Raw genomic sequence first — 20,381 nt, 5'->3', positions numbered from 1 at the left:
TCGGCACGAGCGGGCCGGATGCGTTCCTCGCCCACACGATCACGACGCCATCCCTGGGTCACCGACACCGCACGGCGGAACGCGTGAACGCCGTGACCGTCGTCGCCCCGCAGAAGACGCAGATGCCCACGACGAGCCGCGAGGACCTCGGGCACCCGGGACAGATCGACACGCAGGACCGGGAAGTCCTCACCCTCGAGAGTGTGACGATGCAACAGCCACAACCGGTGTTCCACACAGACCAGTTGATGATCCCCGAGGTACTGACGCACCGACCCCACACGACCCGTACGCCGAGCCACACACCCCGGGCATCCCCCCACCGACGGCAGCCCCGACAACCGATATCGGGCACGGGGCGCCCGGTCGCACCACGGGATGCCAGACCCGGCTCCCACTGGGGCAACGCCCGCCGCAGGTGTTCCTCCGGCACGCCCGCCACCCACGCGATCGCACGCCGGGCCGGCGCGTTGAAGTACAACTCCTCCACCTCGTAGAACACGTTGGCGCCCTTGGACCTCGTGTCGGTCACCCCCGGCCGCGGTATCCCGACGTGGTCGAACAGGACGGCCTCGCTCACGTGGTTGCGCGCCGCCAGGCGGGCGACGAACGAGGCCGTGGTCTCACGGGGCAGTGGCGCCACACGCGCCAAGCCGCGCGAGGGTCGGACGAAAGAACGCATCGCGTGAACGACTTTCCGTGACGGGCCCGAACCACTCAACGCGGCCCGGGCGGGCCGGGGGCCGGGGGCGGGTAGGCGGGGATGGCACCGAACGGGCGTCAAAAGCCCTTCCCGCTTCCCTCACCCGTTTCGCGTGCGGGCCGCGACCGGTGTTCCGCGCGCACGTCCAACCCGACACCGTCCAACAAGGCCTTGGTGATCCTTTCGGTTCCGTCCTCGATCGATGTCAGCGCCGCTTCGCGGATCAGATGGGACAGGCTTCCCATCGCCCCGCCCGTGCGCCGGTGCAGGTATCCCGCGTGTCGCTCCAGGGTGCCCGCCCGATGTCGGCGCAGCCGCAGCGCGCCCTCCATGTCGCCGACCAGGTCCACCCAGGTGTCCCTGCGCACGTGCGTCCCATACGGCAGGGGAGTGTGGCGCAACAGCTTGAAACGCCCCGCGATCTGCCGGCCGCGGGCCCCGGTCAACAATGCGGAGCCGTCGACATCGACACCGGCGTAGACGAACGTCGCCGGGATGCGCTCGCCGAGATATTTCATCTGGTCCGACGTCTCCGCGCCCGACCGGGTACGGGTGTCGAGCAGATGCACGTCGTCGACGAAGACCAGTTGCGTGGCGCGTTCCACCAACACGTGCGCGACCGCGTCCGTACTTGGCTGAGCACATTCCTCAGTACGCCGACACGCGCAGCCGGCGGGGTTGAGGCGGCGGAGACGGAGTCGGGTCGGACGTGGCCGACGTGGCGGTCGGGTAGCTCGGGTGGGGCCGGTTCAGGCGGGCCTTGCGCCGTCATGCCCGGTCCACGTGCGGAGCAGCAGAGAGCTATACATCATGGGTATACATAGTGTGTATAGTGCTCTGCATGTCCATCGGTCACACCCTTCTCGGGCTCCTGGAGTCCGGTCCCTGTCACGGCTACGACCTCAAGCGCGAGTTCGACGAGCGGTTCGGGCACGACCGCCCCCTGGCCTACGGTCAGGTCTACTCGACCATGTCGCGCCTGCTGAAGAACGGCCTCGTCGCGATAGACGGCATCGAGACGAGCGGTGGCCCCGAGCGCAAGCGCTACGCCATCACCGACGCCGGCGTCACCGACGTCGAGCAGTGGCTCGCCCAGCCCGAGAAGCCCGAGCCCTATCTCCAGTCGACCCTCTACACCAAGGTCGTCCTCGCCCTCCTCAGCGGTCGCGACGCGGCGGACCTGCTCGACGTCCAACGCTCCGAGCACCTGCGGCTGATGCGGGAACTCACCACCCGCAAGCTCAACGGCGACCTGAGCGACCGGCTGATCTGCGACCACGCACTCTTCCACCTCGAAGCCGACATCCGGTGGCTCGAACTCACCACCGCCCGTCTCGGCGAACTCTCCCTGGAGGTACGGAAGTGACCGACGCCCTACTGTTCGCGCAGGATCTGCACAAGACCTACGGCACCACCGCCGCCCTCGACGGCGCCGAGTTCGCCATCCGGGCCGGCGAGGTCGTCGCGGTCATGGGCCCGTCCGGCTCGGGCAAGTCGACCCTGCTGCACTGCCTGGCCGGCATCGTGCGCCCCGACTCCGGTTCGATCCGCTACGCCGGCCGCGAACTGTCCACCATGTCGGACGCCGGTCGCAGCGCGCTGCGCCGCAGCGACTTCGGCTTCGTCTTCCAGTTCGGGCAACTCGTCCCCGAACTGACCTGCGTCGAGAACGTCGCCCTGCCGCTGCGCCTGAACGGCGTCAAGCGTGCCGCCGCCGAGACGCGCGCGGTCGAATGGATGGACCGCCTGGAGGTCTCCGAGATCGCGAACAAGCGCCCCGGCGAGGTGTCGGGCGGCCAGGGACAACGCGTGGCCGTGGCCCGCGCCCTGGTCACCGGTCCGCGGGTGGTCTTCGCGGACGAACCCACCGGTGCCCTGGACTCCATCAACGGCGAGCGCGTGATGAAGCTGCTGACTCAGGCCGCCCGGTCCACCGACGCCGCCGTCGTGCTGGTCACCCACGAGGTACGCGTCGCCGCCTACTCCGACCGGGAGATCGTCGTCCGCGACGGGAAGTCGCGTGACATGGCGCGTGCCGCATGACGTGGTTCCGTGAGCTCAGGATGGGCTTCGGCTTCGCGGTCACCGGAGGTCGCGAGGGCTGGACCCGTACGCTGCTGACCGCGGTCGGCGTCGGGCTCGGCGTGGCGCTGCTGCTCCTGACCACCGCGATCCCCGACGCCCTCTCGGCCCGGGAGAAGCGCGATCGGGGTCGCGACGACGCCTCGATGTCGTCGACGAAGCCACCGGCCGCTGCGAACACCCTGCTCGTCGGCCGCGCCGACTCCCAGTACAAGCAGACCAAGATCCGCGGCCGGCTCCTCCGGGCCGAGGGGCCGCAGGCCCCGGTGCCGCCGGGGTTGACGAAAATACCCGCACCCGGCGAGATCGTGGTCTCGCCCGCACTGGCCGACCTGCTCGCCTCCGGCGAGGGGCGACTGCTCAAGGAACGGTTCCCGTACCGCACCGTCGGCAGGATCGGCGACGCCGGTCTGCTCGGACCGGACGAGCTGGCCTACTACGCGGGCAGTAACAGCCTGGCGCCGGATTCGCTGAACGTGGAGCGGATCTCGCGGTTCGGCAACGACCGCGTCAGTGATCCGTACGGTCCGCGGCTGCTCCTGCTCGTCATCTTCATGTTCGTCGCCCTGCTGACGCCGGTCGCCGTCTTCATCGCCACCGCCGTGCGATTCGGCGGCGAACGGCGCGACCGCCGGCTCGCGGCGTTGCGCCTGGTCGGCGCCGACGCCCGCACGGTGCGCCGGATCGCCGCCGGCGAGGCGCTCGCGGGATCGCTGGTCGGGCTGCTCCTCGGCGCCCTCTTCTTCCTGGGCGGACGGCAACTGGCGCCCCTGGGCTCGATGTTCGACCTGAGCGTCTTCCCCGCCGACCTGGACCCGAGCCTGCCGCTGTTGGCGCTTGTGCTCCTCGTGGTGCCGGCCGCCTCCGTCGCGGTGACCATGCTCCCCCTGCGCGGCGTGGTGATCGAGCCGCTGGGCGTGGTGCGCACGGCGACGCCCGTCCGGCGCCGGCTCTGGTGGCGTCTGCTCGTGCCGCTCGCCGGTGTCGCGGTGCTGGCCCCGATGATGCGCCGGGGCACGGACCATGGGGACTTCAACGAGGTCCAGGTGGTCGGCGGCACCGTGCTGCTGCTGGTCGGTGTCACGGCGATGCTGCCGTGGCTGGTCGAAGCCGTCGTCGGGCGCCTCGGCGGGGGTGGGCTGCCGTGGCAACTCGCGGTGCGCCGGCTCCAGGTGGGCAGCGGTGCAGCGGCTCGTTCGGTCAACGGCATCGCGGTCGCGGTGGCCGGTGCCATCGCGCTTCAGATGCTGTTCGGCGGCGTCGAGGGCGACTACGTCATCTCGACCGGTCAGAATCCCGACCGGGCGCAGATGTCGGTCATGGCACAAACCAAGATCGGTAGCGATCGGATCGAGGCGATCACCCAGGGTCTCAAGGAGACCAAGGGCGTGCGCGGCGCCACCGCCTACGCGACCACCTCGATGGCCGACGCCCCCGAGAACGCCCGGTTCAGCGCTTCGCTGACCATCGGGACGTGCGAGGCGCTGCGCGAACTGGCCGGAATCGAGAGGTGCGCGGAGGGTGACACCTTCGTGCTGGCCGGGCCGGACCCGGAGAGCAACTCGCTCGTCCGACCCGGCAGCAAGGTGTTCATCGACCCGAAGCACGGCATGCACAACGAGAACGGCAAGGCCACGCCGTGGCAGATCCCGGCCGGCGTCAAGCCGGCGACCCCGCGCGGGGACGCTGCGGGGCGGAAATACCACGGTGTGCTGACGACGCCGAGCACGCTGCCGGCCGGGGCGGCCGGGAGCGTGTCGTATTCGGTGGACGTGCGCCTGGACCCCGCCGTTTCGGACGCGCGCGACCGGGTGCGCAACACCGCGGGTCGGATCGATCCGCTGTTGGACGTCTTCGACCTGAGCGAGACCGAGGTGAACAAGCGGTTCGCCAACGTGCGCAACGGCCTGCTCATCGGGACGACCGCCGTGCTGCTGCTGATCGGGGTGAGTCTGTTGGTGTCGACGTTGGAGCAACTGCGCGAGCGCCGGAAGTTGTTGTCGGTGCTCGTCGCGTTCGGCACCAAGCGCACCACGCTGAGTTGGTCGATCCTGTGGCAGACCGCGGTGCCCGTCGTGTTGGGCCTGGTCCTCGCGGTGTGCACGGGAGTGGGGCTCGGCGCGGTCCTGCTCAAGATGGTGGGCCGTCCGGTTGCCCTGGACTGGACGAGCATGGCGTCGATGACCGGGATCGGCGCGGGCGTGGTGCTGCTGGTCACGGCGCTGAGCCTGCCGCCGCTGTGGCGGATGATGCGGCCGGACGGACTGCGCACGGAGTGAGCCGTCCGCGCTCGGCGTGATCCGCCGCGGCTGAGACTCGATCGGCGTCGCCCCCACGAGAGGGGGCGACGCCGATTGTGATTCAGTCCGACGATGCGGTGCGCGCGCATGACCCGTTCGACTCGCTTGTGGTTGATCCGGAATCCTTCTTCCCGCAGTTCGGCGGTCACCCGCGGGGAGCCGTAGGTCTTGTCGGAGTCGGCGTGGATCCGTCGGATCCGGGCGGCGAGACGCGCGTCGGCCTCCGCCCTCGCGGCGCGGGTCGAGACCGAGTTCGCCCATCGGTAGAAGCCGACCTGGACAGTTCCAGGACCCGGCACAGCCGCTTCACGCCGAACCGGCGTTGGTGGTCGGCGACGAACCGGAAGCGGTTCAGGAGCCGTCAACCAACTACTGCGCGATTCTGGGCACGTGCGGTCTGTGACGTGATAGAGGGGATCCGTGGGAATCACGGAAGCCGTCCTGGCCGTCCTGGCCGTGCTGGACGTGAAGTTCGCGTCGATGCTGCCGCATCTGGATGAGCGGCAGCGCCGCCTGTACCTGGCCCTGGAAGCCGATGCCCTCGGGCACGGCGGGACCGCGGCGATTGCCAGGCCGGCGGAGGTGTCGGAGTCGACCATCACGCGGGGGCGCGACGAACTCGCAAGCGGTGCCCCGGTCCTGGGACGGGTGCGCCGCCCCGGCGGCGGACGCAGACCGGCCGCCGAGCGCGACCCTGGCCTGGTGCCGGCGCTCGAGGCCCTGATCGAGCCGCGGAAAGTCGGCGATCCGATCTCCCCGCTGCGCTGGACCACGGCCTCGTTGCGGGACCTGGCCAGGGAGTTGACCGCCACGGGCCATCCGATCAGCGCCCCGGCCGTGGGCAAACTGCTGCGCTCGATGGGCTTCAGTCTCCAAGGCATGGCCAAGACCCGCGCCGGAAGCCATGTCCCCGACCGCGACGCCCAGTTCCGGCACATCAACGCCACGGTCGAACGGTTCCTGACCCAATGCCTGCCGGTGGTGAGCGTGGACGCGAAGAAGAAGGAGCCGATCGGCGACTTCGCCCGAGCGGGCCGCACCTACCGCCCCAAAGGGGCGCCGATCATCGCCCCGGACCACGACTTCACAGACCCCGACACCCAGATCGCGATCCCCTACGGCGTCTACGACCTGGGACAGGACACCGGCTGGGTGAACGTGGGAACCGACCGCAATACAGCGGCCTTCGCGGTGGAATCCATCCGCCGCTGGTGGAACCAGCAGGGCCGGCAGGCCTACTCGGGCGTGACCCGGCTGCTGATCACCGCCGACTCCGGCGGGGCGAACTCCGCCGACTCCCACCTGTTCAAGAAGGACCTGCCCGCTCTCGCCGACGAGTGCGGGCTGACCATCACCGTCCTGCACTTTCCACCTGGCACCCCAAGTCGTCGTTCGCGCGGGCACGCAGGCGCCTGGGACCAGGGGCTTTGGAGTCCCTGTTCCGCGAGCCGGCCGGCCCCTTGGCCTCGGTCGGCCTGGAGGGCTCCTTCCATCGCGGGATGCGGCTGGCCGCGGTGGACGGGTTCGTGCTGGACGCGCCGGACACGAAGGCGAACCGGGCGGCGTTCGGCGGGCCGACCAGGAACGGCCTGCCGGCGGGGTTCCCTCAGGTGAGGGTGGTGACACTGACCGAGTGCGGCACGCACGCGCAGATCGACGCGGCGGTGGGCGGCTTCAGCGGCGGTGAGCCTGAGCCGGCGATCAAGACGGCGGACTCGGCTGCTGGTCATCCATGGACCGCGGCTTTCCCGGGGTGGCGCTGTGGAAGGCCTACACCGGGGCCGGGGCGCACCTTCTGATCCGGGCCCGTTCGAGCGTCGCGGCACGTCCGGTAGAGCACCTGCCGGACGGCACCTGTCTGGCGAGGATGAGCCTGGCCGGCCAACGGGCCTCGCATCCGGGCGGAGTGACCGTGCGGGTGATCGAGTACCGCGTCGACGGCGGCGAGGTGATCCGGCCGCTGACCGATCTTCTGGACCCGACTGCGTATCCGGCGGCGGAGCCGGCCCGGCTGTACCACGCCGGATGGGAGGCGGAGTCGGCATTCCGGCAGATCAAGACCTTCCAGCGCGGACCCGCCGAAGTCCTGCGCTCGGCAGACCCGGAACTGGTGCGGCAGGAGATCTGGGCGCACCTGGTCGTGCACCACTGCCTCACGAGGGTCATCGTGTCGCCGGCCGACGACAACGGTATCGATCCCGACCGGGTCTCGTTCGTCAAAGTCCTCAAGCCCGGCGCAGCGTGGTGCGTCAATGCGCGGACACACCCAAGAAGATCAAGAAATTCCTGGCCGTACTGGCGGCAAAGGTGCACCGGAAACTCGACAACGGCGCCAGGCGCCTGCGCGAGGCAGACCGACACCTCAAGCGGCCGGACTCAAAGTACTCCTCCAAGCTCTTCTACCGGATCAACACCCAGGACCGGCAGCCGACACGGCGCGTCGCACTCAAGGTCGTCACCCTGCAACCAGCGATACTTCACTAACTCAAGCAACGGCATTGGCCCGGAACTTCGAAGTGGAACAAGATCGAGCACCGGCTGTTCTCTCACATCACCATGAACTGGCGCGGCCGGCCGCTGACCAGCCACGATGTCGTCGTGCGGACCATCGCCGCGACCACGGGCCGCAGTGGCCTCACCGTCCACGCCGAACTCGACACCGGCACATATCCGACCGGCGTCAAGATCGGCGACGCAGACATGGCCGCACTGCCCCTGACCCGACACTCCTTCCACGGGGACTGGAACTACACCCTCCACCCCCGACTGTCCGGTGCCACCACCCCGGCCGGCGATGAAATCCCGGCTGCGGAATGGGACCGGAAGACCTTGTCTGATCCCGCACTGACCGGAATACCCCGGCGTCAACTGGACATTTTGACCGCCGAACTGGCCGCACTTCGCGACATGCAGCCCGGCGCCGGGATGGGCCGCCCGCCCAAACTCCCCTTCTCCGACCAGGTCCTGGCCGCCGTGCTCCACGTGCGGCTCGGCCTTCCCGCGGAACCCCTCGCCGTGCTGTTCGGCAGCAGTCGGGCTGCCGTGCACCGCACCTTCCACAAGATCAGGAGATTGCTCGACCAACACGGGACCGCCATCCCATCCGCGACAGCCCCACCCGCAGAACTGGCCCACCTCCACGCACGCGTACTCGCGCAGGGCTGCCAACCCGAATGAAGATCAAACCGGCGTGTTAATCATCTGCAAGCCCTTAGCGCCAGGTTCCGCTTTGGATGACCGCGTCATCGCGCAGCAGCCTCTTCCGCCGGCGGTTCCTCTAGGTCGGGCCGCCGCCGTCCCTGGTCGTGTTCGGTCGCCGGGTGACTTCGCAGAGGCGAACAACCGACCATCAAGGGAAGTCACATCGGTCGAAAAGCTTGCGATTGACGTGCTTGACCGTGTGTCTCCTCGCGCATACCGTGACGAAATGCGCCGGCCGGTCGGTCCGGCGGTGAGGAGCATCGAGGAGACGCAACTTGGATCTCCGTTCTCTGCAGTACGCGGTGACACTCGCGGAAGAGTTGCATTTCGGCCGCGCCGCGCGCCGTCACTTCATCTCGGAGCAACCATTCGGCAGACGTATCCGGCATCTCGAGGAGGAAATAGGGGTGCGTGTCTTCGACCGCACCAGCCGACGCGTCGCGCTGACCCCCGCGGGCGCGCTTCTGATCGCCGACGCCCGACGCCTGCTCGCCTCGGTCGACGGCCTTTCCGCCCGTGCCGAGCGTGCGTCGGGACGCTCGGTGTTCCGGCTCGGGGTGCTCGGGTTCGGTGCCGCCGGACTCTGGGAGGCGATGCGGTCCCAATTCACGGCCGACAACCCCGAATTGGGTATCGAGTACAGCGAACTCGATTTCACCACGCAGCACTCCATGCTTCAAGACGGCGTCGTCGACGCTGCGATCATCGGCGCGCTGGAACCCGTCCGCGGCGTCACTCACGACCTGCTTTTCGAATCCCCGCTCGCCGTGCTGGTCCCGGCCGGCTCGCGGCTCGCCCGCCGCGAGTTTCTGTCCCTGGCCGAGGTGGCCGAACACGACTTGTTGAGACTGGATGGGTTGGGCGACGACGAGACGTTGGCCGGTCAACTCGGCGAGCGCATTCTCTCCGCACCGCGGATTGCGAATCCCGCATCCATACCGATGGCGGTCGCGACCACCGGGCGACTGTCGTTGCACAGCATCCTTGCGCGAAGGTTCTACGCCCATCCGGGAGTTGCGGTCATTCCGACCACAGGTACCGTCAGCATTGTGCTCGCAACCCGCACGGGTGACGAACGTCAACCGGTCGTCTCGATCCGAAAGGCCGCACGGGCCGCCGCCGCGAATCGCGATTGAACCCGCCGCCCGCTGTCCGCCACCCGCCACCCGCTGCCTGCCTCCTGCCGCCTCGCGGACACCGTGCAGAACCTTGGTGGCCCTGCACGGTTGCCCCGCAGCGCCGTCAAGGGGCCCGATCTCCTGGCTCCCGGTACGGCACCGAGCTGCCGGCGGCGGCCGACGAGCCCCTTATCGGCGGCCGGCGGCGAAGGCCTCGAAGTCGATGCCGGGGGCACCGACGACGACACGCGAGGTCTGGCGCCCCAACCCCTGTGCCTCGATCGAGACCACGTCCCCGGGGGAGAGCGGACGCCTGATGTCCGGTCCGTGCCTCCCCCACAGTTCGGCGAGGCAACCGCCGCCGCACGTGCCCGATGCGAAGACATCGCCGGCACGGACATCCGTACCGCGGGACGCGTACGCAATCATCTGGCCGAAGCTGAAGGACATGCTGCTCACCGTGTCCGCCCCGATGACCTCATCGTTGATTCGGGCGGTGAGCGCGATGTCGTAGGAGTCGCCACGGCGCATCGGCGCGAGTTCGTCGGGTGTGACGAACCACGGGCCGAGGCTGATCGCGCTGTCCTTGCCCTTGCCCGGGCCCAGCGGCAGCGCGAACTCGGCGGCCTGCAGGTCGCGGGCGGACCAGTCGTTCATGAGCATGAATCCGGCGATACGCCGCTCTGCTTCGGCGGGCGTGAGATCACGGCCTCCTGAACCGAGTACGACGGCGACCTCGAGTTCCAAGTCGAACGCCGTGCATCCGGGTGGGACGGCCACGTCGTCGTACGGGCCGTGGATCGAGTTCGGGTTGGCGAAGTAGAACGAGGGCGCGGTGTACCAGAAGGGGGGCACCGCGGCCTTCGGTCCCGCCGTGCGGGCAACGCCCTCGAAGTGCTGCTCGAACGTCATGTAGTCGCGCACGCTGGGGGGCCGGGGCACCGGGGCCCGCAGGTGCGCATCGGCGATCGGGACCACCAGGTCCGGGCTCCGCAACGCACGCTCGCCGGCATCGCCCAGCCGGGAACCGTCGCCTCCCAGGAGGCCCAGAAGCGAGACGCCCGCTTCCAGTACCCGAATGGTCTCGCCGTCGAGAATCCCCACCCGTTCGACGCTCTCGTGCTCGATCGTGACGAACCTCATTTCGTCTCCTCTAGATCGACGTGTGCATCGGGCCGTCGTTGTAGGCGATGGCATCGCCGAATGCTTGGCCGTAGTCGGCCTCGCGATCCTCGGCATCCGCGCACCATCGGTGCAGGTTGAGGACGATGCGCTCGGCATCCGGCCAATTCGCGAACTCGCCGAGGTCGAGCGATTCGGCTGCCTCGAGGGGCGTGGCGCCGGCGTTCAACGCCGCGCGGCCGGATGCTTCGACGAAGTCGTAGTACCGGCGATGGGCGTCGAGGTGCACCGCGATCTCGTCACCCGTGAGCACCGGCCCATGACCCGGGACGATGACCTCGGCGCCGAATCCCTCGATCCACTCCAGGGAACGCCGGGCACCGGCGACGGACCCCATGAGCAGGAGCGGGGTCAGGCCGGCGAAGATCAGGTCCCCGGCGAAAAGGACCGAGCGGTGGGGTACCCAGGTCACCAGATCGCCCGTGGTGTGCGCCGGATACCCGGGCGAGCGCACCTCGACCCTGGAATCGTCGCCGACGATGTCCAGGCGCTCGTGCACGATGAGATTGGGCAGTCGCTTCGTGACGTTCCCCCAGTCCGGCGTGGGCGTCCAGAACGGGGGACAGTTGTCGAGGAGGATGTCCCGCTCGAGGTCGCGTCGCATGTTCTCGTGACCTATCAAGGCGACATCGCGAGGCAGCAAGCTGTTGCCGAAGGTGTGATCCCCGTGCGCGTGGGTGTTCACCGCCCACCGCAGCCGCGAATTCGGCCTGACCCGGGAGACGGCCTCGAGCAACGCGCTGGTTCGTTCTTCGTTGGCACACGTGTCGATCAGGACGTCGCCGTTCGGCGTCGCAACGAGTCCGGCGTTGTTGAGCCACCAGGTGCCGTCCGGCTGGATCCATGCCCACACTTCGTGCGCGACCTCGTGAAGCTCACCGAGCGACATGTGCAGACTCCTTGTTGCTCTCGATGGAACCGGCGAGAACCGCTTGGAACAACCCGCCAGGTGGCGTTCCCGGCAGCCGGCGTCCACCTCGGGAGATGCGGACGAGGATCTCCTCGGCGGAACGCTCCAGCCGCTCGTCGAGCGATGCGCGATCGATCCCGACCAGGCGGCCGTCCCGTTTCACCACGTTTCCATCGACCATCACGGTCTCGACGTCGCCGGGCGACGTCTGGAACACGAGGGTCGATTCGGGGTGCGACGCGGGATGTTGCGAGCGCCCGGAACCCCCCACGAGGATGAGGTCGGCGCGCTTTCCGACGGTGATACTGCCGACCGACTCGCTCAGGCCCATGGCTTCCGCCGCGTTCACCGTGACCCAGGTCAGCGCCTCGTGAGCGGTGACGGTGAGCCGAACCGGGTCGATGCCGGCAGCGTTGAGAGCCTTCGTGCCGGACCAGCGCGCGACGGCGATGCCCAGGCGCAACTGATGGAACAGGTCACCGGAGTTGAAGGAGACGACATCCGCCGACAACGTCGGCTTCATCCCGTGCCGCTTCGCCTGCTCGAACGCGGGTAGCCCCATCCCCATGTTGAGTTCCGTCTCCGGCGAGATGGAGATCTTCGCACCGTGGCGCGCGAGTGCGGCCCAATCGTCGTCGGACAGCGTGTTGCAGTGAACGTGCACCTGATTCCCGTCGATGAGGCCGCTTTCCTCGAGTTCGGCCACGCCGGTGGGGAAGGCCCAGATACACCCGGTGTGCGTCACGATCAGAGCATTTCGTGAACGAGCGGCTTCGATTTCCGCACGCGTCGTCGCCAACGATGCCATTTCGGCGAGTGCGGCGCCGACGCGGATCAGGTCGTTGTCGCCGACGGTGTCGGCGATCCGATGGAAGTCGGCGATACGCTCTTGGTGAGAGGTGAAGTGCCGAGGCGTCTGCGGGCTGGAATCGAAGAACCCGTAGCCGAACACGCCCCTGATGCCCGCGTCGCGGAGTCCGCGGAGGGCGGCGTCGCTGTGGTCGGGCGTGTTGTTGCAGTGCGAGAAGTCGAGCAGTGTCGTGACGCCCGCGTCCAGAGCCTCGAGCGCACCCGCATAGTTCCCCAGGTAGACATCATCGGGTGTGTAGGCCGGAGAAACGATGAATCGAACACCGGAGACATAGTCACCCAGGGTCCAGTCCGCACAGATGCCGCGTATCTGGCTCTGCCACGTGTGACGGTGGGTGTCGATGAAACCGGGGGCAACAATCCTGCCCGTCGCGTCGATCACCTCTGCGTCGCCCGCGTCGAGGCCAAAGCCGATTGCCGTGATCACGCCATCCTCGATGAGGATGTCGGCCCCCTCGAGAGTACCGAGACTGTCGTCCATGGTGACGATCCGGCCATTCCGGATCACGGTCCAACGCTGTGTCATCGCAGCCTCCTTCTTGTCTCGCTCGACCTCAACCCGACCACAGCGGCCGCGCGCGATCATCAGTCAAAGAAGTTGCGATCGACCGACCGACAGCGAGCAGTGGATACGGCTCTGCGTCGCCTTCCGGCGAGCGGCAACCCTCGGTGTGTGTGCGTGGAGGCCATCCGCCGCGGATGTGCCGGCGCCGAAAGCCCCGGACCCAGGCATTCGTACGCTCTCGACCATCCGGTGAACGATGCCGAACCCTGATCCGTGCGGGACGCAGCGCCGGTGGTGACCGGCTTGATCCCGTGTTTCCACAGCAGGCGGCGGTACTCGTCGAATTTGTGGCCACGCTCGGCGAACAACTGCCGTGGACGGTGGCGTGGTTGGTCGGTGTGGTCCTGCAGGACCGAGTGCCGGGGCATCGGCGTGGGCTTCTTCGGGGGTGCCGGTCAGACTGTGGATCGAGACAGTCGCAGGCCGGATCCGGCGCGGCGACACCGGGTGACTCGTCCACGGGCGCCCGTTCTTCCTTCCGCCGGCCGTCCGCGCCACGAACAGGACCGGCTCCGGCCGCGCGTTGCCGCAGCCGGAGCCGTGCCCGTTCATCCTTCGCTCCCGTCGGTCTCGATGCCCAGGGCGAAGTTGAATGCGGCGTTCACGCTGCGGGTCTTGCTGGAGGACAGGCTCTGCACCACCTGGTCGGCCTTGGTGAACTCCACCGCGGAGGCGCCGGCGTAGCCGTCCCCCTTGTCGGTGAGGTTCTCCGAGGGCACCGGCGGGGCGCCCTCGACGTAGCCCATGAGCTGCGGGCCGAACTGGGCCTGGCCGACCCACTCGGTGGTCAGGTCGCCCACCTTGTAGCCGGTGACCAGGTGCCGGCGGCCGCCCCGGACGACGCCGTAGCAGCGTTTGAGGACGCCGAGGGCTTCGCCCTTGGCGTCGAACTGGAGGTCCGCGTACTCGGTGGCGCCGGGTGCGCCGGCGATGGTGTCGTGGAAGGGGATGCGGACGTCGGCGAGGGCCGAGCGCACCTGGGCGGTGTCGGTGGACACCGGCGCGGTGGAGAGCAGGATGCGCGGCCGCGTGGCGGAGAAGCCCAGGTTGTTGCCGCGCAGGCCCTCGTCGCGCACCGTGGTGGTGCCGGGTGTGGTGGAGTCCCGGTCGAAGGGCCAGTAGCCGAGCAGGTCCTGCTTGCCCCCGTGCAGGCGGGTGAACAGGTTGTCGGAGATCTGCTCCCGGGTGCGGACGGTGCGCCAGATCCGCACCTCCTCCAGGGTTCCGGCGAGCAGCTCGGTGGGCTTGCCGGCGTCCAGGCGTGCGCCCAGGCTGAGTTGGGGGTCGCCCCAGGTGCCGGTGTCCTGCGCGGTGGTGGCTCCCTCGGACAGCGGCTCGCCGTTGCGGTACAGCCGCATCGGACTGGCCGTGGGGTCGGGGTCGCGGGTCCAGCGCGATCCCCGCAGCTTCGCCGGGAAGGAGCCGGAGGCGTCGAGGGTGACGTTGCCGGCGTTCTCGTGCGACGAACCGGCCGAACTCGTCGCCGAGGCTCGGCGGTTGACCGCACCGAAGCGGCTCGTGAAGGCGTACGAAGCGGAAAATGCGTTGCCGGACGCCTGAGGCTCGCCTAGGTTCGCAGTGCCCCGAGTCGCTCGGGCCGCACATGATCCGGCGGGACCCGAAGGAGAAGGCCGTTGCTCGTCTGAGGCAGGAGACCCGCACCGCACCCGGGCAACCGTGGTGCGCAGGCGCGCGATCTCGACCTCGGCACGGAGCCGCCTCCCCGATTCTCGGGACCGCCTGATCCCAGGCGTTGCCGCCCTCCCCTCCACCGGTCGATGCACCGCGCGCCCGCGGGTCTCCAGACGCCGCCGTGTCCGCGAGCGCCCTGGAGGCATCAACCATGTCAACGTTCACCGTGTCCATCGTCTGCACCGACCTCGGTTTCGCGTGGCCGGACGGCGGCACCCTCTTCGACGACTTCCAGATGGCCGTGGGCCCGGGCCGTACCGGCCTCGTGGGTCTGAACGGCGCCGGGAAGTCCACGCTGCTGCGCCTGATGGCGGGCGAACTCGCGCCCACCCGCGGCTCGGTGCGGGTCACCGGTGAACTCGGCTACCTGCCACAGGACCTCACGCTCGACACGACCGCCCGGGTGGACTCGGTGCTCGGCATCGCGGCGCAACGGGCGGCCCTGCACGCGGTGGAGGCGGGTGAGCTCGACGAGGCGCACTTCGCGGCGATCGGCGACGACTGGGACGTCGAGGAGCGCGCGATCGCGACGCTCGACCGCCTGGGCCTCGCGCACCTCGACCTGGACCGCACCACGGGCGAACTCTCCGGCGGGGAGTCCGTCATGCTGGCTCTCGCGGGCCGGTTGCTGCGCCGCCCGGACGTGCTGCTGCTCGACGAGCCGACCAACAACCTCGACCTCGTGGCGCGCGAACGCCTGTACGACGCGGTCGAGGCGTGGCCAGGCGTCCTGGTCGTGGTCAGCCACGACCGCGGACTGCTGGAGCTGGTGGACCGGGTGGCCGATCTCCGGGACGGCGAAGTGCGCTGGTACGGCGGCACGTTCACCGCGTACCGGAACTCGCTGGAGGCGGAGCAGGAGGCCGCCGAGCGCATGGTGCGGGTTGCGGAGTCCGACGTACGCCGCCAAAAGCGCGAGCTGACCGAGGCGCACGACAAGCTGGCCCGCCGCAAGCGCTACGGCCAGAAGATGTGGGACAACAAGCACGAGCCGAAGGTCGTCATGGCCCAGCGCAAGCGTTCGGCGCAGGTCGCGGCGGGCAAGCACCGCACGATGCACGGCGAGCGCCTGGCCGACGCGCGCGAGCGTCTGACCGAGGCGGAGCGGGCGGTACGCGACGACGACGTGATCCGCGTCGACCTGCCGCTGACCGAGGTGCCGGAGGGCCGCCAGGTCGTGGCGCTGCCGGGCGTCGGGCTTCGGTTCGGGCCGCGCGTGAAGCTCGACGTACGCGGGCCCGAGCGCATCGCGCTGCTCGGCCGCAACGGTTCGGGCAAGACGACGCTGCTGCGGACCATCGCCGGGCTGACCGAGCCGCGCACCGGCGAGGTGCGGCGGGAGGTGCCCATGCGCTGCCTGCCGCAGCGCCTGGACCTGTTGTTCGACGACCTGACCGTGGTGGAGAACGTCGGCCGTTTCGCGCCGGGTGCGACCGACAACGAGATCCGCGCGCGGCTGGCCCGGTTCCTCTTCCGGGGACGCCGGGCCGACCAGCGGGCGGACTCGTTGTCGGGCGGCGAGCGGTTCCGGGCCACGCTGGCGGCGCTGCTGCTGGCCGAGCCCGCGCCGCAGTTGCTGATGCTCGACGAGCCGACGAACAACCTCGACATGGCGAGCGTGCGGCAGTTGACGACCGCGCTGGAGTCGTACCGGGGTGCGCTGATCGTGGCGAGCCACGACGTGTCGTTCCTGCGCGGCCTCGGCATCACGCGGTGGCTGAACCTCGACGAGCGGGGGCTGACGGCGGTGGATCCCCGGTAGTGCGGGCCTGACGCGCGCCGTCATGTGACGCGGCGCCCCGCCGTCCCGGCCGGGACGGCGGGGCGCCGCGTCGGGCGCGTCCGCGGGTTAGCTGCCCGGGACCGGCAGGACCGGGGCGCAGGTGCGCTGTGCGTTCGCCGGATCGAGCGCGCTGAGCACCTCGCGCAGCGCGACGCTGTTCGCGGGCTACCAGGCCACGGTGCTGCCCTGGGACGCGGCGGCGCCGATCTCCCGGTAGCGGGGGTCGGACAAACCCGCGTAGACCACGGTCATGGTCAGCCGGGCCGGCTCGGCGCGGGTGTTGCGGTACACGTGTGGCCGATCGCCGCGCATCCGCAGCGCGTCGCCGGGGCCGACGGCGAACGTCGCGCCGCCCACCTCGACGGTGACCGTGCCCTCGTGCACGTGCAGAAGTTCGCGCGTACCGGTTGGGTGCGCGCCGGCGGACACCTCGTCGTGGGCTGCGAGGCGCAGTTCCCACAGCTCGGTGAACGGCGCGGTGGTGTCGTTGATCAGCAGGCGGAACACGCTCTCCCGGCCGCCGGGCCGGGTCGGCGCGTCGTTGTGGCGGGCCACGTGGCCCAGTTCCTCGGGCGGCTCGACCAGCCGACCGATCGGGATGCCGAGAGTGGCCGAGATCCGGGCCAGGGTGGCGATGCTCGGGTTGGTTCGGCAGGTCTCGATCTGCTGGAGCATGTTGCGGCTCACCCCGGAGCGTCCGGCGAGTTCGTCCAGCCGCCAGCCCCGGGCCTGCCGGGCGGCGCGCAGATTGGCGGCGAGGGTGTGGCCGACGGCTTCGGCGGGATCGGTCATGGCGTGATTATGTCCTCAAGGTCCAAAATACTGTGTCCATGACACAGAATAATGGTTACGGGCGGGGAGCCGGGCAGGACGCGACCGAGGTCGAGATCGGCGGAGGCCACGCCGACGTCCGGGGGCGGCGTCGGGTGTGGCGGTTGCTCGGGGTGGGGTTGGTCGACTACCTGGGCGTGGGGTTGTTCGTCGCGTTCTCCGCCGTCTACTTCACCCGGATCGTCGGCCTGTCCACCGGCGGCGTGGGCCTGGGTCTCGGGCTGGCCGGACTGATCGCCCTCGGCACGGCGGTGCCGGTCGGCCGGCTTGCCGACCTCGTGGGGGTACGCAACACCCTGGTCGCCCTGCACCTGGCCCGCGCGGCCGGCACCGCCGGCTACGCGGCCGTCGGCGAGTGGTGGGGCTTCCTCGTCGCGGTCACCGCGGTCACCACGGCCGACCAGAGCGTGTCCGCGCTCACCCAGGCATTCGTGGCCGAACTCGCCGACGGCGCCGACCGGGTGCGCACCCTGGCCGCCTACCGCACGGTGGCCAACCTGGGGATCAGCCTCGGCGCCCCGCTCGGCGGCCTGGCCGTCGGCCTGGACGACGCGGCCGCGTTCCGCACGGTCGTGCTCGTCAACGCCGCGGCGTTCGTGCTGGTGGCCGGGCTGCTCGCGACGATCCCGGTGCCGCCGGCCCGGGGCGCGGCGACGCGAGTGTCCGGATGGGGCGCGCTGCGCGATCGGCGGGTGTGGGGGTTGGCCTCGATCGACACGCTGCTCCAACTCTGGCTGCCGGTGCTCAACCTGGGCATCCCGCTGTGGCTGACCACGCGCGGCGGGTTGTCCGCGGCCTGGCTCGGTGCGCTGTACGCGGTCAACACCGTCTTCGGCGTGGTGTGCCAGATGCCGGCCGCGCGGCTCGCGGTGTCGGTGCGGGCCGCGCGGCGCTGCCAGGTGGCGGCCGGCGCGCTGCTCGCGGCGGCGTGCGTACTGCTGTGGTCGGCCGAACAGGCCCCCGCCGCCGTGGTGTTCCCGATCGGCGTGGTGCTGCTGTCCTGCGGCGAGGTGATCGCGGTGTCGGCCGCCTGGACGTTGTCCTACGCCGTCGCGCCGGACGACCGCCGGGCCGAATACCTGGCCGCGTTCGGCATGGGTCGCTCGGTCGGACGCCACGTCCTCGGCCCGGTCCTGATCACCGCACTGCTCCAGACAGTGGGCGGCGGCGCATGGGGCGTACTGGCCGCCCTGTTCGCGAGCGCGGGCATCGGCACGCTGTTCGTCCGCCTCCCGCCCGACCGCTCGGCCGCCGACGCGCGCGAAGCCTGAGCGGCGCGTCGTGCGCACGGCCGCGCTGCGCTAGTCCTGATCGACCACCACGACCGTCTCGGGAGTACGTGAAGGAGCACGCATGGATCAGGCCCGCTTCGGGATCACCGTTCCGCTGAACGTCCCGCTCACCGAACACCGCTGCCTGATCCGCGAGTTGCGCAGGGCTGGCCCGATGTGTGTGGGCGAGTTCGGGCAGGCCGCGGGTGTCCAGGAGCCGCGGCCGGTGCGGTGTCCCTCGTCGACACACACGAGCCGCCACGGTTTCAAACGCAGCCCGTATACGCCCGTGTGGGCGTTCAGGATCGTGCCCAGCGACTTGGTAGGTGGCGTACACCGTCAACGGCCCGTCGACGGCTGCCCACGGGGCGAGTTGCGGGGCGCTGGTGGTCGCTCGCACCCCGGCGCCGCCCAACGCCGCGTCGCCGCCGAGGGAACACACCGCCACCTGCGTCCCGCCCACCCGCCCGGCCCGCTGCCACGCCCGGACGGTCTGGACGAGGAGGTCGAGGGTGGGTACCAGGACCAGGACGCGGTCGTGCGCGGCGAGGGTGGCCGCCGCTGCGTCGGCGACCCAGGTCTTGCCGGTGCCGCAGGCCATGACCGCGGTGGCGCGGCGTCCGCTGTACCGGGCGCTGCCCACTGCTGTGGGGTCCGGGTTCTCCGGTTCGCGGACGATCGCGGCGAGGGCGTCGCGTTGGTGGGGTCGCAGCGTGGGAGCGGTGTGGCGGGCCCGCCGGGGGGTCGACGTGGGGGAGGGGTTCCGCATCTTCGTCTCCGGGAGCGAGGGCGTTCGCGAGTGTCGGTGGGGCCGGAAGCCCCGTTCGTCGGGGTGGTCAGGTGGGCCAGGTGCGCAGGAGGGCGGCCACGGAGTGGGCGCTGCAGTCCTCGCGGCGCAGCTCGTCGACGAGCCGGGTGATGCCTTCGGCCCCGGGTTTGACCGGCCTGCCGGACGCCTGGAGGTAGGCGACGGCGACGGCGACCGCGACCGTCATGTTCGAGCGCTCGAGCCAGTTCAGCCGGCCCAGGGTGTGCGCGAGGGCGGCCGCGCGGGCGTGGACGCCGTCGTACACGTCGCGATCGAACAGCACCGCCTTGTGGCGCTCGACCGCGGCCAGGGGCACGCCGAAGTCGTCGGGGGAGGGGTCCTGTTCGCCCGCCAGGCGGGCGATCCCCAGGATCCAGGTCAGGTCAACCGCGAGGTGCACGCGCGCGCTCCTCGATGAGATCGCCGTACTCCTCGATCACCTCGCGCGCGGACCCCACGAACGCCGCCCGCAGCGGATCGGTGTCGCTGCGCACGAGGTGCTCGATGTACTGCTGCAGGGTCATGTGCCGGGTTTCGGCGGCCTGGCGGGCGGCGTTCGCGATGTCCTCGTCCAGGCGCACGTTGAGTTGTGTCTTCGCCATACGAGAATGCTAGCAAATGCTAGCTTCCGGATGCGGACAACATCCTCCGTCGACACCCTCCGTGTCCTGCTCGACCCTGAGGCGCCGGAAGACCTGCGGTTGAGCGACAGCGGGATCGAGGCCGTCATCGAAGTACCGGTCGAAGATCTCGCCTCGTTCCGCTTGGTCCTCACTCACGTGCTCGCCTACGGACGCTCGGACGCTGTGCCCGGGCGGTTTGCAGTCCGACCCGGCCGCGATCCGTCAGCCGGTTGCGACGCCGTCGCCACCCGGTTCCCCGCCCACACATTCCCTCCGATTCTGCTGCGGCTCTCGGTACACGGTTCGGATCCCCCGCCCCCGTGGGCGCAGTTGCCGGGCCCGGTAGGTTGGCGGTTCACGCGGGCCCGGGAGGAGATTCGGCATGGCAGGCCTGATTTTGACGGTGTGCCTGCCGCCGGAGGCGCGCGCCGATCCGGACGCG

16 protein-coding genes and 4 pseudogenes are annotated in these 20,381 nt (G+C 70.0%); 10 read left to right on the top strand and 10 right to left on the bottom strand.

Translation table 11 applies throughout. The annotated features are described in order from the left end of the window. Nucleotides 1-780: 780 nt before the first annotated feature. Nucleotides 781-1,314: a hypothetical protein gene (locus OG948_RS01360; protein ID WP_406293066.1), complete on the bottom strand. Its 534-nt coding sequence runs from the start codon at nucleotides 1,312-1,314 to the stop codon at nucleotides 781-783. 230 nt (nucleotides 1,315-1,544) lie between these two features. On the opposite strand from OG948_RS01360, the gene OG948_RS01355 reads away from it, so the two are divergent. From OG948_RS01355 to OG948_RS01345, 3 genes are read left to right on the top strand one after another with little or no spacing between them, the layout of a single operon-like run. Beyond that, on the top strand, nucleotides 1,545-2,069 hold the full coding sequence (locus OG948_RS01355; protein WP_406293065.1) for a PadR family transcriptional regulator: 525 nt from the start codon (nucleotides 1,545-1,547) through the stop codon (nucleotides 2,067-2,069). Further along, nucleotides 2,066-2,746 carry an ABC transporter ATP-binding protein gene (locus OG948_RS01350; protein ID WP_406293063.1) on the top strand — a complete coding sequence of 227 codons (681 nt, stop codon included), beginning with the start codon at nucleotides 2,066-2,068 and terminating at the stop codon, nucleotides 2,744-2,746. Before OG948_RS01355 ends, OG948_RS01350 begins: the two co-directional genes overlap by 4 nt. Continuing rightward, nucleotides 2,743-5,064 (top strand): FtsX-like permease family protein, encoded by a 2,322-nt coding sequence (locus OG948_RS01345; protein ID WP_406293062.1) that lies wholly within the window; start codon nucleotides 2,743-2,745, stop codon nucleotides 5,062-5,064. Before OG948_RS01350 ends, OG948_RS01345 begins: the two co-directional genes overlap by 4 nt. Before the next feature lie 80 nt (nucleotides 5,065-5,144). On the opposite strand, the pseudogene OG948_RS01340 reads toward OG948_RS01345, so the two are convergent. Next, nucleotides 5,145-5,443, bottom strand: a pseudogene (locus OG948_RS01340) (IS3 family transposase); the annotation flags it as partial. A gap of 122 nt (nucleotides 5,444-5,565) precedes the next feature. Here OG948_RS01340 and OG948_RS01335 point away from each other — a divergent pair. From OG948_RS01335 to OG948_RS01320, 4 genes and pseudogenes are all read left to right on the top strand, one after another. Next, nucleotides 5,566-6,465 (top strand): annotated as a pseudogene (locus OG948_RS01335) (ISAzo13 family transposase); the annotation flags it as partial. Between the two features lie 861 nt (nucleotides 6,466-7,326). Continuing rightward, nucleotides 7,327-7,569, top strand: a complete 243-nt coding sequence (locus tag OG948_RS01330) for a hypothetical protein (protein ID WP_406293060.1) — start codon at nucleotides 7,327-7,329, stop codon at nucleotides 7,567-7,569. Between the two features lie 18 nt (nucleotides 7,570-7,587). Continuing rightward, nucleotides 7,588-8,282: pseudogene (locus OG948_RS01325) on the top strand (ISAzo13-like element transposase-related protein); the annotation flags it as partial. Between the two features lie 279 nt (nucleotides 8,283-8,561). Continuing rightward, the gene (locus OG948_RS01320) at nucleotides 8,562-9,422 is read left to right on the top strand and encodes a LysR family transcriptional regulator (RefSeq protein WP_406293059.1); all 861 of its coding nucleotides are present in this window, start codon (nucleotides 8,562-8,564) and stop codon (nucleotides 9,420-9,422) included. Between the two features lie 171 nt (nucleotides 9,423-9,593). Here the strand turns inward: OG948_RS01320 and OG948_RS01315 are convergent, their stop codons facing one another. The 4 genes from OG948_RS01315 to OG948_RS01300 form a co-directional block, all read right to left on the bottom strand. Then, nucleotides 9,594-10,547, bottom strand: a complete 954-nt coding sequence (locus OG948_RS01315; RefSeq protein WP_406293058.1) for a fumarylacetoacetate hydrolase family protein — start codon at nucleotides 10,545-10,547, stop codon at nucleotides 9,594-9,596. Nucleotides 10,548-10,557: 10 nt separating this feature from the next. Further along, entirely contained in the window at nucleotides 10,558-11,475 is a 918-nt protein-coding gene (locus tag OG948_RS01310; protein WP_406293056.1) for an MBL fold metallo-hydrolase, read from the bottom strand. After that, nucleotides 11,462-12,892, bottom strand: coding sequence for an amidohydrolase family protein (locus OG948_RS01305; protein ID WP_406293054.1), 1,431 nt, complete (start codon nucleotides 12,890-12,892; stop codon nucleotides 11,462-11,464). The genes OG948_RS01310 and OG948_RS01305 overlap by 14 nt, the downstream gene beginning before the upstream one ends. A 587-nt stretch (nucleotides 12,893-13,479) precedes the next feature. Next, nucleotides 13,480-14,289 carry a hypothetical protein gene (locus tag OG948_RS01300; protein WP_406293052.1) on the bottom strand — a complete coding sequence of 270 codons (810 nt, stop codon included), beginning with the start codon at nucleotides 14,287-14,289 and terminating at the stop codon, nucleotides 13,480-13,482. 79 nt (nucleotides 14,290-14,368) lie between these two features. Here OG948_RS01300 and OG948_RS01295 point away from each other — a divergent pair, with 79 nt between their 5' ends. Together OG948_RS01295 and OG948_RS01290 are read left to right on the top strand one after the other, a co-directional pair. Beyond that, nucleotides 14,369-14,491: a hypothetical protein gene (locus tag OG948_RS01295; RefSeq protein WP_406293050.1), complete on the top strand. Its 123-nt coding sequence runs from the start codon at nucleotides 14,369-14,371 to the stop codon at nucleotides 14,489-14,491. Between the two features lie 283 nt (nucleotides 14,492-14,774). Continuing rightward, a complete protein-coding gene (locus OG948_RS01290) occupies nucleotides 14,775-16,385 on the top strand; it encodes an ABC-F family ATP-binding cassette domain-containing protein (RefSeq protein WP_406293048.1) in 1,611 nt (536 codons plus the stop codon). Nucleotides 16,386-16,571: 186 nt separating this feature from the next. Here OG948_RS01290 and OG948_RS01285 read toward each other — a convergent pair whose 3' ends face one another. Then, nucleotides 16,572-17,198, bottom strand: coding sequence for a helix-turn-helix domain-containing protein (locus OG948_RS01285; RefSeq protein ID WP_406293046.1), 627 nt, complete (start codon nucleotides 17,196-17,198; stop codon nucleotides 16,572-16,574). A 38-nt stretch (nucleotides 17,199-17,236) separates the two neighbouring features. On the opposite strand from OG948_RS01285, the gene OG948_RS01280 reads away from it, so the two are divergent. Next, nucleotides 17,237-18,508 carry an MFS transporter gene (locus OG948_RS01280; RefSeq protein ID WP_406293044.1) on the top strand — a complete coding sequence of 424 codons (1,272 nt, stop codon included), beginning with the start codon at nucleotides 17,237-17,239 and terminating at the stop codon, nucleotides 18,506-18,508. Between the two features lie 430 nt (nucleotides 18,509-18,938). Here OG948_RS01280 and OG948_RS01275 read toward each other — a convergent pair. From OG948_RS01275 to OG948_RS01265, 3 genes and pseudogenes are all read right to left on the bottom strand, one after another. Then, nucleotides 18,939-19,277: pseudogene (locus tag OG948_RS01275) on the bottom strand (DEAD/DEAH box helicase family protein); the annotation flags it as partial. Between the two features lie 67 nt (nucleotides 19,278-19,344). Continuing rightward, complete coding sequence (locus tag OG948_RS01270) at nucleotides 19,345-19,716, bottom strand: fic family toxin-antitoxin system, toxin component (protein WP_406293042.1); 372 nt, start codon at nucleotides 19,714-19,716, stop codon at nucleotides 19,345-19,347. Continuing rightward, nucleotides 19,700-19,918 (bottom strand): hypothetical protein, encoded by a 219-nt coding sequence (locus OG948_RS01265; protein WP_406293040.1) that lies wholly within the window; start codon nucleotides 19,916-19,918, stop codon nucleotides 19,700-19,702. The genes OG948_RS01270 and OG948_RS01265 overlap by 17 nt, the downstream gene beginning before the upstream one ends. Nucleotides 19,919-20,381: the final 463 nt, after the last annotated feature.

Source organism: Embleya sp. NBC_00888 (genome assembly GCF_045207655.1).
Classification (GTDB): domain Bacteria; phylum Actinomycetota; class Actinomycetes; order Streptomycetales; family Streptomycetaceae; genus Embleya.
This window is presented reverse-complemented; position numbering and strand designations above follow the sequence as displayed.

What these genes read in the sequence shown, in the direction of transcription:
- OG948_RS01285 (WP_406293046.1), bottom strand. Translation starts at nt 17,198, where the DNA reads ATGACCGATCCCGCCGAAGCCGTCGGCCACACCCTCGCCGCCAATCTG.
- OG948_RS01265 (WP_406293040.1), bottom strand. Translation starts at nt 19,918, where the DNA reads ATGGCGAAGACACAACTCAACGTGCGCCTGGACGAGGACATCGCGAAC.
- OG948_RS01290 (WP_406293048.1), top strand. Translation starts at nt 14,775, where the DNA reads ATGTCAACGTTCACCGTGTCCATCGTCTGCACCGACCTCGGTTTCGCG.
- OG948_RS01315 (WP_406293058.1), bottom strand. Translation starts at nt 10,547, where the DNA reads ATGAGGTTCGTCACGATCGAGCACGAGAGCGTCGAACGGGTGGGGATT.
- OG948_RS01300 (WP_406293052.1), bottom strand. Translation starts at nt 14,289, where the DNA reads ATGCGGCTGTACCGCAACGGCGAGCCGCTGTCCGAGGGAGCCACCACC.
- OG948_RS01355 (WP_406293065.1), top strand. Translation starts at nt 1,545, where the DNA reads ATGTCCATCGGTCACACCCTTCTCGGGCTCCTGGAGTCCGGTCCCTGT.
- OG948_RS01345 (WP_406293062.1), top strand. Translation starts at nt 2,743, where the DNA reads ATGACGTGGTTCCGTGAGCTCAGGATGGGCTTCGGCTTCGCGGTCACC.
- OG948_RS01310 (WP_406293056.1), bottom strand. Translation starts at nt 11,475, where the DNA reads ATGTCGCTCGGTGAGCTTCACGAGGTCGCGCACGAAGTGTGGGCATGG.
- OG948_RS01305 (WP_406293054.1), bottom strand. Translation starts at nt 12,892, where the DNA reads ATGACACAGCGTTGGACCGTGATCCGGAATGGCCGGATCGTCACCATG.
- OG948_RS01280 (WP_406293044.1), top strand. Translation starts at nt 17,237, where the DNA reads ATGACACAGAATAATGGTTACGGGCGGGGAGCCGGGCAGGACGCGACC.